Raw genomic sequence first — 15301 nt, 5'->3', positions numbered from 1 at the left:
GCCTTATCTTTAGTTGAGTTTGAATATATCGGTCGCTCCTATTCATAGTTTGCGATCGATTATTCAGCAAGCCCTAACTATGAACTTAACCTTTCAGAATGACTTTTGCAAGAGGTCTATTGCTGTATCGACTATTGCTGGAATCTGCACTGGGCGGGGAGAAAATCCCCGCCAGCAATTCTATCTACTCGCGCTCCGTCAAAGCTGAATCTTGCTGCTGCTGATTCGAGTTGCTGTAAAAACTAGCAATAATCGCCACCATCAACCACCAAAGCATATTAACTTCCGGCCGGTACCAAACTGTATCGACAAAACCGTGGGCTATCATGCCGGCTAAAGTTGCGATCGCCCCAATCAACCAAAACCCCTGATTCGATTTGAGATTTTGGATTTGAGATTTGGGATTTGGGGATTCTTCCTCTAAACTAGAGATTTTAAATTGTGAATCCCGCAGATGTTTTATCTGCAACAAACCTTGATTGACGGTGACAGTCATCAGCCAAAGGAAACACATTAAACCGATAAAACCGGTTTCCACCGCAATTTCCAGCAGCACGGAATAAGCACTCAAAGCAGTAAATTTCGGCTTCATATAAAGCGGATAAACTTTATTAAAGGCTGTGTTTCCCGGCCCAATTCCGAGAATTGGTCGATCGCGAATCATGTCAACTACCGCCGTCCAAACATTAATCCGAAAATTGTTACTGCTGTCATTTCGGCCGATAAACATACTCGAAACTCGATCGCGCAGGGGCTCCACTAAAGCCACTCCCAAAATTAAGGAGCCCGCCAAACCTCCTAACCCTAACGGCAGCGCCCAAGTTCGCCAGAACCGAGGCATCAAAGGGCTGTACCAGTACCACAGCAGCACTAAAAATACCACCAGTAGAGCCACAAAACCGATCCAAGCACCCCGGCTGTCCGTGTAGCGCAAACACGCGCAATTCACCACCAGCATCGTCAGGGCTAAAATTTTTGTTCCCCATCCTTTCCACACAAAAAGTGCGGCGGCGCTCAATGCAATGGCCGGCAGCAAATAGGAACCGAGCAAGTTTGGATTGCCCAAAAAGCTGTAAACTCGTGTGACATCGGCTTGAGTAGAAGTTGGATCGTTCCAAGTAGCTAATGGTGGCACTTTGTCAATCCACTGCCGCACGCCGTAGAAACTGACAATTAAAGAGACGTTCAAAAATACGGCAATTAACCACGCTCGCCAACGAGGCGATCGCAATATCCGAGCCATCAGCGCAAAAAACAGCAAATACAGCGTTAGCTTGCTCCAACCCGTAACAGCGGCGGCTTTCACCGGCGACATCGCCGTTGCGACAGTGGCAATACCCCAGTACAGAAGTACCAGCAAGTGAATCGGCGTCAAGGGGATCTCGCGATCGTCCGAAACAGTCAGCAGCACCCAAAATGCAGCGCTAGCCGCCATCAACACCCCCACCAAGGCATTGTTCACAAACGGCGCCAAACCGAAAGTCAAGCCCAGCAAAACAAAACCCAGGGGTTCCGCCCACTGCATCAGCCAGCTACTCTGCCGCCAACTGCGTAAAGAGCCGATCGCCAAATTGAATAAATAACTTCTACTTTGCCACTGAGAGAGCGGCAAATTTGCCAGAGTTAACTGTTGCCAAACTGAATTCATTGCTATTTTAGATTTGTACTTAGTAATCGGGCATTGGGCATCGGGAATTTGGCATTGGTTATTGGTTATTGGTTATTGGAAATTGGTTATTAGTTATTATTGGGAATTTGGTATTGGTTATTAGTTATTGAAAATTTGTTATTAGTTATTTTCTGATAAAACAACTAACAACTAACAACAGTCAACAGTCAACTAACTTCATCCCTTAACAACCAACAACCAACAACTAACAACTAACAACAGTCAACAGTCAACAGTCAACTAACTTCATCCTTCCAACAATTCCGTAGCATTTGTGCAGGGCAGCCAGAGCACGTAGCGATATCCAGATTCCGGGGCACCTTGAATTGAGAGTTGACCGCCTTGAATTTCCACCAATTGGCAGCAAAGCAGCAGCCCCAAGCGTTCCCTGGCCCCGTAACCAGCTAACACCGGTGCGGTATCCTCGGCATTCTCGGCCACCAAAGCCGCCAACTCCGAAAACGCCAGCGTTAATCGCTGCGAACCCTGTGTCGGGAGTTGCGCTTCGACTCCGAGGGAGTCGCTTTCGGAGTGCGATGGCGAACCGCTAACAGATCCGGCCTTCAACAAGTAGTCGGTGTAGAGTTTAGCATGGGGCAAACTTTCCCCTAACCAAGGATGAAAAACCCAAACTCCGATGTTGATACCGTCTTCTTTCCGAGAAACGTGGACTCGAATCACGCTGCCTGCCCCAGCAGATTGAATAATGCTAAAAATTAAGTGGTGCAGCATTTGCTGAACCTTATCTTTATCTACCAACCAGATGCGCGATCCGGGCCCCATCGACAAATTAATTTCTTGCTCTCGTCTACTTGCCGCCGACGACAGGATTGTCACAACCTGCTGGCACAAAGTTTCTATATCGACTGCGGTTCGCTTCAAGGTGAAAGCGGAATCATCTAGTTCTGCCAGTTCCAAAATTTCTTCAACTAGCGATCGCAAAGAGCGGCTGCTGTCTTGGATCACGTCAATATATTCTTTTTGCTTGCTCGTTAAGGGGCCATAAATTTCTTGTTTCAACACGCTTGCCATGCCGAGGACAGAAGTGAGCGGTGTGAGCAATTCCTGCGCTAAATTATTCAGCAGTTTTATTTTAATTGAGTTAGTAGACAAATCGATAGGTTTGTTAGTCATCGCTAATTTTTATTGGTTCATTGTCGAGCGAGCGTTTGCGGTTCATTAGACCTATTCCAAAAGTCTATAACAATCTGTTTATAATTCACCACAAAAAAAAGTAGTGAAGAAAAATATATATTCCTTCTTCCCTAGAAGCTCTTCCTTATCGGAGTAATTAAGATTTAATCATTGCTTCTAAAGCTGATTGCAAGTCTTGAGTGAGTTCGGCAACTGCTAACCTGCGGCTGGTTTGATATCGATCCCCACGATCGCTCACTGATATGGGTTCGCCCACGGTCATTTGTACCTGCTGTTTGCCCAACTTCGGTCTGCCGAAAGGATTTCCCCCTTTGATGCGAGCCAGTACATCCCACAGCAGTAAAGTTGTTTCTGCCAAACGTTCTGCTGTCAGTTGTTCTGCGACATACCTGCCCGTGACCGACACGAAACTTTCTACAAGTCTCATGTGCCACATCCGAAGACTTGCTTCTTCAGCGAGGCGATCGGCTAATCCTCTTTCTAAGGGAGAAAGTGCTGCAATATCTTTGATATCTTCTCGATAAATATACTCCCAGCCTGCTTGTTCCAGACGGCGGCAGCGGTCTATTAAACTGCCTTTGGGCTTTAAGTTAAAATATTCTTCTGCTACTTGCAAACCCACGTCTAACAGTGCTTTCAGTCGAGCTATCATTACTTCATTGTCAAAAATATTGGTCGTTTGTTCGGAAACTGATGATGGTAAAATAGATATCTTTTGGGGGAATTTTTTATGATAAAAACGGCTGTAAAAGTCTTCCATTACTGATAGCAAATGGCTGCCCACTCGAATCAGGCGCAGATATTGGAATTTGTGATTGTGGTTTTCGGAGTCGGGATTTGCAGTCTCTAAATTATCGATTTCGGTGCGTTCTAAAGGTGGCAGTCCGCAATCAATTTCTAATTGAGTTAAAAGTTTTTCTAGGGGTTGCCAAGGTGGGTTGACATAGCGGTATTGAATGCCGATAGGCACAATTAAAACTTTTTCAGTGCGTCCGGCTTTCAGCAAATCTTCAACGCACCAGAAACCCATTTGAGCAATTCCCGGTTCGAGGGGACTAACTATTTCATTGTGACCGTTGGTGGCGCCTTCTGGGGCGGCGGCGATCGGGAATTGGCTGTTGGCAAATAAATCACGGGCCGATCGCAATCCGGGGCGATCGATTTTACCGCGAACAATCGGAGTGCCACCGAGGCGGGAATACAACCAGCCGACTCCCGCACCGGCCCACAGGGGAATGCCGCGATCGTAGATAAAGTGGGAATGTACCGGGAATTGCAGGGGAATACCTTTGGCGCGCGCTACCTGGGGAACGAGTTTCCAAATTAGTTGTCCCAAACAGTAGGGATCGTCTGAGTTGGGGTGGCGGAAGGCTAGCAAGAAGCGAACTTTCTGATTTTGAAATTGGTGGAATAGTTCGGCGAGGGTTTCGACGTTTTCGGCTTGAACGTGGCTGATACTCGTCCGAAATCGCAGCCACCAGGGGAATATTTGCTTACAACCTTGCACCACTAGCGGGTTGTAGGCTGGGGGTATGAATTCCAGCGGCGGCTGAACTTGGCTAATTGAATTGGGCATTTTGCGATTTTAAATTTTAAATTTTAGATTTTAGATTACTAGGTCGGGGTAAAAACTTCCAATTTTTAGAATGCTGAAGTTTTTTTTATTAACCGCAGAGGACACAGAGGACACGGAGGAAGAGAGGAGATAGCAAAGCGTGTCAACTTAAGGTCAAAAGTATTACCCGTCTTGGATCGGATATCATGTCCAGTCGATCGACCCCAATATTTTGGTCGGGGCGGGTTTACGGGATTTCTGGCTGATATTACAGATCGGGGGTGAACTAGCCCTGACAAGAATTACGATTATTTTACAGGACTAGATATGAAACCATCATCTTTTTTACCCCCCTGCCCTTGACAAGGAGGATGCTAGGGGGTCACAAACTCGACTAAAAACGAGATTTATCCTCAGTTTTAGCCTTCAACACAGATTTTTGCAATCCAAAATCTAAAATCTAAAATCCTATTGTGCGGCTTCAAATATCATTTCCTGGAAGTTAATGACATCCGATCGCGGATCGCAGTGGGTGACTTTGACTTCTAGCCGATCGCCTATGGCGACCGATCGACCAAATCGCATTGCCAATTCTAAACCCAACTCTTCCAATAAAATCAATCCAAGATTGCTGTCTTCCCTCAGCCAGCGCAGCATTAAAGCTTCCCAAACTTCATCGGGATTACGCCGCAAATATTCCAATCCCCAATAGCGGTTAGTTTGGCGTTCGACGGTGGATGCTTCTTTAACTGCGGTGCCGAGACACATCACAATGTCCTGTATTTCTTCAGCGGAAAAAGGCAGTGGTTCGCCCCGCAGGTGGGCTTTGATTTGGAAGTGAGTCAGCAAGTCGGTATAGCGGCGGATCGGGGAAGTAACTTGGGTGTACAATTCCAAACCCAAGCCGGCGTGGCGTCCGGGGGTGAGGCCCATTTCGCTGCGGGGCATACAGCGGCGCACGGCGCAAGCGCGGGCTGGGCCTGCGGGAACGGCTAGCAGTTCTTCATCGGGAGGGAGTTCGGGCTGTGGCTGATAGCGGTAGGGTATGGGCAGGCTGTGAGCTTGACCGTAGCGGGCGGCTAGTTCGCCGGCTAAAATCATCATTTCGGCTACTAGCATCCGGGCGATGGAGTCGTCGATGACGTGGATTTTGATGTCGTCGCCGTTGACTTTGATGACTGATTCGGGCATGAAAATGCTGATTGCGCCTTGGGCTTCCCGCCATTTTTGGCGCAGTTTTGCTGCAGAGGCGATCGCTGCTATTTCCGGTTCTGCTTCGATTCCCAACTCCAGCATTTCGTCTACGTCATCGTAGGTCAAGCGGTAGGTGGGTTTTATGGTGCTGATGTGGATACTGTAATCTTGAGCCGCGCCGAGTTCGTCTAAGGTGACGCTGAAGCTGAGGGCGCTGCACTCTTTGCCTTGAATTAAACTCATCGGCCCGGTTGCCAAAGCAGGGGGAAACATGGGAATCATTCCCGTTGGCAGATAAACCGTGGTGGTGCGCTTTCTAGCTTCGAGGTCGAGTTCGTCTCCGGGGGAAAGCAAGCGGGTAGGATCGGCGATGTGTATCCAGATCCGCTGCTGGCCGTTTTCGAGGAATTCTAAGCTGAGGCCGTCGTCGATTTCGGTGGTGCTTTCGTCGTCGATCGTGTAAACCTTGAGGTGAGTTAAATCGAGACGATTTGTGTCCGAGTCGGTTGGGGGATTTTCTAGGCAGCGTTGGGCCACTTCTAATACCTTTGCGGAGAATTGTAGGGGAATTTGGCTGCGCCGCAAAAACAGGTTTTCGTGGCTACTCCACAGGCCGAGCTCGACTAGGAGCCCAAATGCTGCTTCGGGGTTTTCGGAACGTTCTAAGCTGGCTAAAGTTTCTAAGGCAGGGGTGCGGTGCGTTGCTTCTTCTCCCAGGAGGGCAAAGCGTTCTAGGGCGTCGAGGCGAGTTCGATCGCTATTTTCCCAATCTACATTTTTTCCTGCCAGCCGCTGTTTGACTCGATCCCAAAATCCTTGGGATTCTTGGTGTCGCTGCTGTTCTACTTCTTGCTGGTGTTTGATTTCCGCTACTTGGGCCGCCGATCGCGGTTCGTAGCGATCCCCCTTTTGTTTGAAATACAGTTTGTCTGTTGATAGCAAACAGTAAGCCGCGTAACACTGGGCCGGACTGCGATCGGAAAATAGCAGCATTGCCAGGGATTCGGGATCTGCTGTTTCTCCGTCACCGACTAAAATTTCCCAAGCGACTTCCAAACTCGACGGATCTGAGTAGGCTTCTACTTCTTTAAGAAATTTGGGAATGTCGGAGGGTTTGTAAGTTTCTCCGACTACTTCGTAGGTGATTTGTTTGGGCGGTATGCTGTGCGGTTGACCGTTTTCGTCTACCACTACCCAGTTTTTCTTGCCGTCGGGGCGATCGGCAACTGCCAGACGGCGGTCGCCGTGCACTCTAAATTCTACTAACGTTCCCTTCTCCACTTGCCAGCTTTATATTTGAGATTTTGGATTTTTACAGTAGCCACTTATCGAGTTTCGAGCTTGCGATTTTAGATTTTGGAGATTGGCAATTTTTCTGGTCAATTGTGAAAGTTAAAATCTAAAAAGTTGTTTTTTGTTCTTGCTTTTTTTTTAACTTTTGACTTGTGATTAAGACTTGCGCTCCGGCGACGATTAACCCTATTTTGCGATTTTTTCGCTGCCTTCTTGCTGCACTATTAATGACAGAAAGACGTTCTTTTCGCGCAAGTCTTATTCCCAGTCCAAAATCTAAAACCCAAAATCCCAAATCCTGTTAACCTTCTTGGTTTACGAAGGGCATCAAAGCTACAATTCTTGCTCTTTTGATGCTTCTGGTCAGGTCTCGCTGCTGTTTTGCAGTCAAACCTGTAATCCGGCGGGGCAAAATTTTACCGCGTTCTGTGACGTATTTTTTGAGCAAATCGACATCTTTGTAGTCGATCGGGTCTCCTGGTTTGATGGGCGAAACGCGCCGGCGAAAGTAAGTCATAGTTTGTTGTTTGTTGACTGTTGACTGTTGATGGTGAGTTGTTAGTTATTAGCCGTTAGTTGCTAGCCGTCAGGAAAGCATTGGTTAGTTATCTGCTTTTCGCGGATCAATATCAATTGCCAACAACTGATGACTGATGACTGATGACTCAGGACTAATGACTAATCACTACTTGATCTCTTTGTGGGCAGTGTGGCTGTTGCAGTGGGGGCAGAACTTTTTGAGTTCCAGCCGCGCCGTCGTGTTGCGACGGTTCTTGGTGGTGGTGTACCGAGACACGCCTTTGGAGCGTTTGCTTACGTTTGTACGGCACTCAGTACACTCTAGAGTAATTATGATGCGGACGCCTTTAGCCATAATTCTAAATAAATTTCGACTAATTTAAACACAATTTATTATCTTCTCACATTGCTCTGCACTTGGTCAAGTAATCTTCTAACTTTGATGTCGAGGGAGTAGCCACGGCGGGTTCCGACGACCATCGTCCGGCCGATGCGATCGTGGAAAGCTTGGGGAAACCTGTCGGCGGAGTTGAAGGCAACGCTACAGTCGATCGCCAGGGGCAGCATCAGTAGCAAGACGGCGGCGTTGGTAGATGTGAGTCGAGCTATACCTGCGAAGGCTAAGGCCACGCAAAAGCCCAGCAATGCCTCGCGCTTGCACAGTTCTTGCACTCCGGGAGTCCTAAAAAATCTGGTATCGGCAATTTTCATGTCCAAGGCCCAGCGCCCCAGACTTTGACCTTGGTTTTTCCTGACGATGGCTACGCGCATGATCAGCCACAGCAGAACAAAAAATATGGTTTGGACGATCAAATTATTGCCCAGAAGCAAACTGGGCAGCCCAACTGCGATTCCGTCGATGCAGAGGGCCGCGGCGCGGCGGCCGACGGATACTTTGGGAAGGAGAGGAACTAGGTCGGAACTCATAGGCAAAAAGGTCGATCGCCACTAGCTACTTTTTCATCTTAAGCTGTGGATTTATCGATCGGCATCAATGGCGCGTAACTCAACTTTCAAGCCAACCGCTAATTATTCAAGTGGAAAATGGATTTTCGCCAATTCCCAACTGCTTTTTGGACTTTTCCACCTGTTCCCACAGTGTTTGGATCTGAGTAAATGCCTGTTCCACAGAGATTTTACCGTTAGATGTCAAGGAACTGATGTAACCCACTCGCTGAGAAAACTCTTGTAAATTCGCATTAAATACCAAATTCTCTGGCTTTACTTCACCGTAATAGCGATTTTGAGGATATAAAAAATTTGAATTTGCTACCATTGCTTTAACCTCTCATGAAAACTTGTTTCCTGAACTAATCAATATTATTATAAACTGCGATCACCTGATAAAGTTGTGCTGTAAGTAGCAGAAATCATGTGATATTTGGCAAACTTTTTAGTGATGGCAATTACACCGACAGATGAGGGCGACAAAAACCTCAGTAATTTCACGTGTACAACTTAGGCAGGCGGGGTCAACAACTAGGTTTATGGCTTAAGGGTTATAACTTCGGATTGGGCGTCCAAACCAGGTTTTTGTTAGTCCAGGACTGACTTATTGAAATAAGTGACAAAAAAACTAAAAATGGATAATATTATTGCAGGCATAAATAGTTAGACTTTGAGTAAAAAACTGCATAATGTCTGCAAATGCGCGATCGCCCCGTCCCAAACCCCGGCTGAGGCAAGTTTTAATTAGACTTGTCCTCGCCGTAATTGCTGCTATTATCGCCTTCAACATTCCTCACTCCTTAATTCCCGTGTTTAAAGAATCCGTATCCGAAGCAACGCCGCCACCAGAAATCCAAAACGTGATCGCCGGCAAGCGCAAAATTGTGATAGTGGGGGACAGCATCACCGAGGCTGGTAAATACCCCGGAGGTTACGTTTGGCTGCTGGAACGCTATCTGAATGCCCTTTATCCCGATCGCCAAATCGAAATCGTCAACGCCGGAATCTCCGGTAACAAGGCGACTGATATGCAAGCGCGCTTCCAGAAAGATGCGATCGACCAAAAGCCAGATTTAGTGATGATTAATGTCGGAGTCAATGACGTTTGGCACGCTTTCTTCGACTTCCAAAACCTGCGGTTTTATCCGCAAGGCAAGTTGCCCACGGGAGTGCCACTGGCAGAATATCGGGAGAAAATAACTCAAATGGTGCTGGCGGCAAAAGCGGCAGGAATTCGAGTTGTACTGCTTTCTCCTACTCCGATCGGCGAAATTCTCGACGGCCCAGAAAATCGCAGGTTGCAAGAGTATATTGCCGCCATGCGAGAAATTGCGTTGCAGAATCAGTGCTTGTTTATCGATTTGAATGGGCCTTGTCGGGAAGTTATCGGCACGTATCAAAAACACGCGGGCAAGACTCTGAATTTGTTAGCCACAGATGGAGTTCATCCCAATCCCTCGGGATATCGAATTATTGCTTTTACTATCTTGCGCGGTTTGGGCGTACCTGCAAAGGATATTGAGAATTTGGAAGTCAAACATTGAATATTTGAATTTAGTTAATTGTTGACTGTTGACTGTTAATTGAAAGTATCCAGGGAAAAAGCCCCCTGATTTATCTCTCGGCTAAATTATTCAAATCTCAAATCTCAAATCTCAAATCATTCACTCGGTGGGTGATAGCGTTGTAGCCAACAGCTACCAATAATAACTAAGGCCACCACAACTATAATTTCCGTCCAAAAAAACGAAAGAAAATCGCTTGCAGTTCCCACCGGGGGCACCCCCGGTTGAGCATTGCGAATAGCGGGAAAAGCAAACAGCATCACACCCGTCCAACTCAGCATTCCCACTTCCGGTAACTTGCCAGATTTCATCACTTTCAATGCTAGCAACAATGCCATAATTGACAGCACCCACATGATCACAATAATCACTAAGGCAAAGAATTTCACCGGGATTGAGCGAGTTGCAGAAACATCGATATAAATAAAGATAGATGAATTCTCTTCCATCGGCTTATAACTGATGTCGAAACCTGGAACATCGGCATGAAAATTAAATTCCAGCGGCACGGGATTCAGTTCAAATGGAGCAAACTTTTTACCAATCGAAGGCAGCGGGTCAATCGAAATAGCTACTTTAGCAATGTGCCTATCAAACGGGTAATTGTTAATTTTTCCTTTGACTAAGTTAAACTTCAATGCAGGGACAATCATCGGTTTGCCTTCTTTAAAGGTAATTTCCGAATCCTGTACATTTGCGCCGTTAACTGTCATTAACAAGTCTTGAGCCGGGTAAGTTGGCCCTTTTTTATAAATACCTTTGAGTTCAAACTGCAAGCGGGCTTCTAATTCATTTTTAATGGGATCAACGGCAATTACCGTCATTTTGACCTCAACCAATCCTTTGAGGGGCGCAGCGGTATCTTGAGACGGTCTGTAAGGCTCTTGGGCGTTAGCATTATGAGAGTAAATAGATAAGATAATTGTCAAACTTACGGCGAGGCTGCAAATTAAAATAAGTATTTTTTTGAGAGTAAATTTGTTGACAGTTTGCATTTATTATGGAGATTTTACATTTTTAATAGTTGTTAGTATTTGTCGCAGTTTCCGCAGTCAGTCAGTCAGCCAGGGGTTTAAACCCCTGGCTCATAGCTAAAGTCGGTTAAAAGTGAGATATTGCACCATTCTCAATTACTTGTTTACGAACAGGCAAGATGCCTGTTCCACAAGAGATGAATTTTCCTTCTTGTGGGGTGGGCATCTTGCCCGCCCATAGTAGCGCAACTACGAACCGACAGGAAGCAGTACATTTGGTGTAAAACTGCCGTGCAAACCGTAGGGAATGTGCTGTTTTAAATGCAAGCGCGCTAGGGGCCCTTTGGTGATATCGCGAGCATCTAAAATCACTAAGGTCGATCGATGATTAGCTGCATCATACATTAAAACCAGCAGCCAGCCGTCATCCTCAGCAACAGCATCGGGACGGGTAACAAACACCGGTTCCCCCGCAAAACCGCGCGGTGCCGCACTCCAAATTTGCCTTTCACCAGTCACGAAATCCATTTTGAGGATAGCTTGCAAAGGAGCATTCCCCGTGGGAGCATCCGCAGCACCGATATAAAGATATCGGTAAGGTTGTCCGACATTATTGGGATGCAAAGTTGGAAACTCGCAGCACCTAGTTTCAACAACTTGATGCTGCACCGTTTTGTCTTGCAAATTTAACTTAAACCGCCACAATTCCCCCGCTGGAACGCTGTCAAAATCAATCTCGCGAAAATCGCCGTCCGCCTCTACCGTTGGGAATGATTCGTAACAAACTGAATCTACAAAAACTTCGCCTCCTTCTTCCCATGCGTTGCAGTGGTGGAAGACAAAACAAGATTCGGTTTCTAATATCTTCACCTCGTCAGTGCCGTTGCGGGGAATTAAAATTGCTTGCGTTGGCTTGTTTGGCGAAAATTGAATGCACTGGGAGGCACTCCGAAATCCTAACAAGAAAAGCAGCGGATTGAAGCTGACGGGATTTTGGAAGAATATGCAGTAATTCGGGGTAATTACCATGTCGTGCAGGAAGGCAAAACCCGGTATTGCATGGGCGTGACGCTGCAAAAGTTTGCCGCTTTCGTCGAGTTCGTAAATCGTGATGGTACTCGACAAACCGGGCTTGACAGAAAAGTTTACTAATCTGTCTCCTTTGCCATTTTTCCCTTTTTCAATTCTGGGGTGGGCGGCGAAGGCTTCACCGGGTTGTAAAATGCCGTCTAGGGTGTCTAAGCCGAGTGTTTCTAGGGTGCGGGGGTCGAGTCTGTAGGGCTGTGCTGCTTCCCAAAGTGCTAGCAGTTTGTCGCCCCAATAAATGATGTTGGTGTTGGCAATGTTTTTGATTTTGACATCAAAGATGTTGGCTAGCCAGCCCCCCGGTTTCTGTGTGCCGAAAACGCCTCGGTGGAGAATTTTTCCGGCTTTTTGTTCGGCGAGATAGCCTTCTGTGTGTATGAATCGGTTGCGAAAATGGGCGCGGCCTTCGGATATTGCGATCGCACAAATCATCCCGTCGCCGTCAAACGGATGGTGGATGCGCTGGCCGTTGACATCCAATAATCCGGGCCCGTTGCGAAAGAATGTGCCTTGCATGTCGGCGGGGATTTCGCCTTCTATGTCGTCAATCCAGTAGTCGGATTCGTTGGGTTGGGATTCGTAGCCGCGCTGCCAGTCTGTGCGATCGTATGATGGGTTTGGGGCGGCTGTTTGAGGTGGGGAAAGTTGTAAGTTTTGCATTGGTAGAATAAGCTTTTATTGATTTAACCGCAGAGAACACAGAGGGCACAGAGAGAAAGAAAGTGGGAGACTCATAAAATTGGAAAACACACTTTAATTCATCCGTTACATCCGTTAAAAAATCCGTTGCCGAACTTCCTTTATTTGCTATCTGCCGTGCGACTTTGTGACCTTACTGTCGGTACTAAGTCGGGAAAGTATTCGGGCATGAAATGCTGTCCGCCTGGTTTGGAACTGCCCAGTTCTGGTTCTAATACGGGGAGAGACTTTTGATTGTTTGGATCGCCGCTTTCTGTACTCTCGGCGGGCAGCCAATTTAAGAACAGTAGGGGCAGAAGTGTGGACAGGTTTGTGATGATGACTAGCAGCCAGAGGTTATCGAAATTGCGATCGGTAATTCCTAGCAAGTGGGTTAAAAGTGCACCGCCTTCGTGGGAAATAAGTCCTGCTAAGTTGGTGACTGACATCAACACGGCAAATAAAGTTGCTTCGACGCCTGGGGGACACAACCGGGCGGAGAGTACCAGTATCGGCATATAAGCAATTTGTCCGATTACTGTCAGGATCAGGCTGTCTCCGATGCTGAACCATTGATCGTCAATTCCTAAAGCTCGGTTCGCATGAGTTACTAATAATAAAGTAGTCATGCCCAAAGCAGTCGCAATGACCGTTGACCAGCCAAAAATTACTCGAAATGGAACTGTTTTGAGGAAGCGCTGAAACAGCCAGACGCCTGCGAGGGCGGCAATGCTGGTAACGAGGCGCACTCGGCCGAGAAATTCTGGTTGAAAGCCTAATTCGTTGGTGGTGAAAAAGAAGAAGGCGGAGTCTGAGCTTGGGGTGGCTTGCAAGAGGAAGAGAAAGGCGGTGGGCAGCCAAATTGTTTTTTGGGTAACAGCTTGCCGTAGTTGTTTTAGTTGGTCTTTGACAGTTTCAAAGTCGGTTCTTTTGTTGGTTTTTTCTTCGGCAATTAACCAAGCTGTTGCTGATACAATTAGCGGGAAAGATGCGGTGATTAAAAATATTGTGTGGCTGCTGAAGTGTTGCAGCAGGGAACCGCTGAGGTAGGCGGTAATTAGTCCGCCGAGGGCTGCAGCGCCCCAAGACAAGGATTGCAGGGAACCTGCGTCGGTAACGGATTCTTTTCTGGCCCTTTCGACTACCAGGGAGTCGGCGATTACGTCGCTGACGGCGAGGGAGAGGGAACTCAGGGCGATCGCGCCTGTAGCTGCCAGCGGTGTGTGTACAATTGTTGCGAGGCTCACCCATGCTAAGGTTCCCAGCAGCCCGGAGAGAACGATGTAAGGGCGTCTGCGGTAGCCTAATATCGGCAAGCCGTCCGACATGAAGCCGAACACGGGTTTGATAATCCAAGGCAGGGCTACGACGCCCAGCATGGCCGAGACTTCTGCCGGACTCATACCTAGTTCGTCTTTGAGAAAGAAGCTGACGGCTAAGCGGGCTAGTCCGAGAATGCCTTGGACGAAGTAAATCAGTAAGATGGCTATGAGTTCGGGGGTTGGCTCATTCCCAAAGAATACTTTTTCTTTTAAAGATTCTTTGAGTTTGCTGACGCCGGAGGGGGAAACGAGCATTTGAGCAATATTTCTTAATGAATCTCAATATTTATAACACATTCTTAATGGTTTGCGGGAACTGTCGGAGGTGGGATGCGAAAGTGACGGGGAGGTGGCAGGTACTATAAAATTATGATGAGATCGAATTAAAGGATTTTTGGTAGCAATGAAAGCAGAAATTAGAATTGTCTTTCTCGCAGCGGCTTGGATTTTAGGAATGGGGGCTAATTTAGCCTCAGCAATACCTGTTGCTAATAAGCAAGGTGATTATCCGGTGCCGCCTGCGAGACAGCGGGGCAACAGGCAGGTAAATTGGTTGGTTGTTGACTCTGATCCTAAAGGGTTGAATTGCCGGATGGCTCAGAGATTTCGCTCAATTTCTGTAGACGGTTTAAATGCGCCTGATGAGTTGTTTGAAAGAAATAAACATAATGTTTCGCAGTGGCCTGTGGTGACTGTTTTTCGGCGGGGACAGCGCTTGGAAGCGGTGACGGGAAATAATGCCAATCAAATTATGATTTCTGACAATCAAGGCAAGGGTTGGCTCCCTGTTTCCACGCAAAAAGGCAATTGTTTTGTGCGGGCGAACAGCCGTTTTATTAAACCGATTCGGGAAAACCCTACTACTTTGAAACCTTTAGAATAGCTAAAATTTTGGGGATAAGATGGGGCAATTAGTGAAAGGAATTTTTTAGGATTATCGATCCTAAAAATGTGCCGGAAATTACGGGTTCCAAGTACCCTCAGCAATTCCAATCTGCTGTTGCGGGGAGAGTGAAAAAACGCTTGGGGGATGCTGCCGGATTGCAGAATTTTGGGGTAAATTTGGTGAGACTTGCACCGGGAAGTTGTTCTGCTCTCAGACACTGGCATACCCGTCAAGATGAGTTAATCTATGTTCTGGAAGGGGAAGTTACTCTGATTACAAATTTGGGAGAGCAAGTGCTGAAACCGGGTATGGCGGCGGGTTTTCCGGCGGGTGATTCAGACGGACACCATTTAGTCAACCGCTCGAATGCAGATGTTGTTGGGTGCATCTCACTTTGGCAAATACATCAAATTGAAAGTTGACCGTTGAGATAAGCACAGCGAAGAGCAAGGATAGA

General features: G+C 47.1%; 14 protein-coding genes. 3 read left to right on the top strand and 11 right to left on the bottom strand.

What is annotated here, in order from left to right; translation table 11 throughout:
• Positions 1-184: 184 nt before the first annotated feature.
• The 8 genes from QUA40_RS23825 to QUA40_RS23790 all read right to left on the bottom strand — a co-directional run bounded on the left by QUA40_RS23825 (position 185) and on the right by QUA40_RS23790 (position 8661).
• Positions 185-1648 carry an IctB family putative bicarbonate transporter gene (locus QUA40_RS23825; RefSeq protein ID WP_333130473.1) on the bottom strand — a complete coding sequence of 488 codons (1464 nt, stop codon included), beginning with the start codon at positions 1646-1648 and terminating at the stop codon, positions 185-187.
• A gap of 267 nt (positions 1649-1915) precedes the next feature.
• Entirely contained in the window at positions 1916-2803 is an 888-nt protein-coding gene (locus QUA40_RS23820) for a histidine kinase dimerization/phospho-acceptor domain-containing protein (protein WP_333130471.1), read from the bottom strand.
• A gap of 157 nt (positions 2804-2960) precedes the next feature.
• Complete coding sequence (locus QUA40_RS23815) at positions 2961-4400, bottom strand: 1-acyl-sn-glycerol-3-phosphate acyltransferase (protein WP_333130469.1); 1440 nt, start codon at positions 4398-4400, stop codon at positions 2961-2963.
• Between the two features lie 447 nt (positions 4401-4847).
• Positions 4848-6854, bottom strand: coding sequence for a ribonuclease R family protein (locus QUA40_RS23810; protein ID WP_333130467.1), 2007 nt, complete (start codon positions 6852-6854; stop codon positions 4848-4850).
• A 313-nt stretch (positions 6855-7167) separates the two neighbouring features.
• Positions 7168-7383, bottom strand: a complete 216-nt coding sequence (rpsR, locus tag QUA40_RS23805; RefSeq protein WP_006631377.1) for a 30S ribosomal protein S18 — start codon at positions 7381-7383, stop codon at positions 7168-7170.
• Positions 7384-7551: 168 nt separating this feature from the next.
• Positions 7552-7740 carry a 50S ribosomal protein L33 gene (gene rpmG, locus QUA40_RS23800; protein WP_006631376.1) on the bottom strand — a complete coding sequence of 63 codons (189 nt, stop codon included), beginning with the start codon at positions 7738-7740 and terminating at the stop codon, positions 7552-7554.
• A 38-nt stretch (positions 7741-7778) separates the two neighbouring features.
• Positions 7779-8312 (bottom strand): RDD family protein, encoded by a 534-nt coding sequence (locus tag QUA40_RS23795; protein WP_333130465.1) that lies wholly within the window; start codon positions 8310-8312, stop codon positions 7779-7781.
• A 106-nt stretch (positions 8313-8418) separates the two neighbouring features.
• On the bottom strand, positions 8419-8661 hold the full coding sequence (locus tag QUA40_RS23790) for a DUF7219 family protein (protein WP_333130464.1): 243 nt from the start codon (positions 8659-8661) through the stop codon (positions 8419-8421).
• A gap of 361 nt (positions 8662-9022) precedes the next feature.
• Between QUA40_RS23790 and QUA40_RS23785 the strand changes: the two genes are divergently transcribed.
• A complete protein-coding gene (locus QUA40_RS23785; protein WP_333130462.1) occupies positions 9023-9877 on the top strand; it encodes an SGNH/GDSL hydrolase family protein in 855 nt (284 codons plus the stop codon).
• A gap of 116 nt (positions 9878-9993) precedes the next feature.
• On the opposite strand, the gene QUA40_RS23780 is transcribed toward QUA40_RS23785, so the two are convergent.
• From QUA40_RS23780 to QUA40_RS23770, 3 genes are all read right to left on the bottom strand, one after another.
• Positions 9994-10893: a DUF4436 family protein gene (locus QUA40_RS23780; RefSeq protein ID WP_333130460.1), complete on the bottom strand. Its 900-nt coding sequence runs from the start codon at positions 10891-10893 to the stop codon at positions 9994-9996.
• A gap of 228 nt (positions 10894-11121) precedes the next feature.
• Positions 11122-12618: a carotenoid oxygenase family protein gene (locus tag QUA40_RS23775; RefSeq protein ID WP_333130458.1), complete on the bottom strand. Its 1497-nt coding sequence runs from the start codon at positions 12616-12618 to the stop codon at positions 11122-11124.
• A 140-nt stretch (positions 12619-12758) separates the two neighbouring features.
• Positions 12759-14213, bottom strand: coding sequence for a folate/biopterin family MFS transporter (locus QUA40_RS23770; RefSeq protein WP_333130456.1), 1455 nt, complete (start codon positions 14211-14213; stop codon positions 12759-12761).
• A 148-nt stretch (positions 14214-14361) separates the two neighbouring features.
• Between QUA40_RS23770 and QUA40_RS23765 the strand changes: the two genes are divergently transcribed.
• Positions 14362-14841 carry a hypothetical protein gene (locus QUA40_RS23765; RefSeq protein WP_333130454.1) on the top strand — a complete coding sequence of 160 codons (480 nt, stop codon included), beginning with the start codon at positions 14362-14364 and terminating at the stop codon, positions 14839-14841.
• Between the two features lie 68 nt (positions 14842-14909).
• Positions 14910-15266, top strand: a complete 357-nt coding sequence (locus QUA40_RS23760) for a cupin domain-containing protein (RefSeq protein WP_333130452.1) — start codon at positions 14910-14912, stop codon at positions 15264-15266.
• The last annotated feature ends 35 nt before the right edge of the window (positions 15267-15301 follow it).

Origin of the sequence: Microcoleus sp. Pol11C3, from assembly GCF_036701485.1 — a bacterium.
Classification (GTDB): domain Bacteria; phylum Cyanobacteriota; class Cyanobacteriia; order Cyanobacteriales; family Microcoleaceae; genus Microcoleus.
This window is presented reverse-complemented; position numbering and strand designations above follow the sequence as displayed.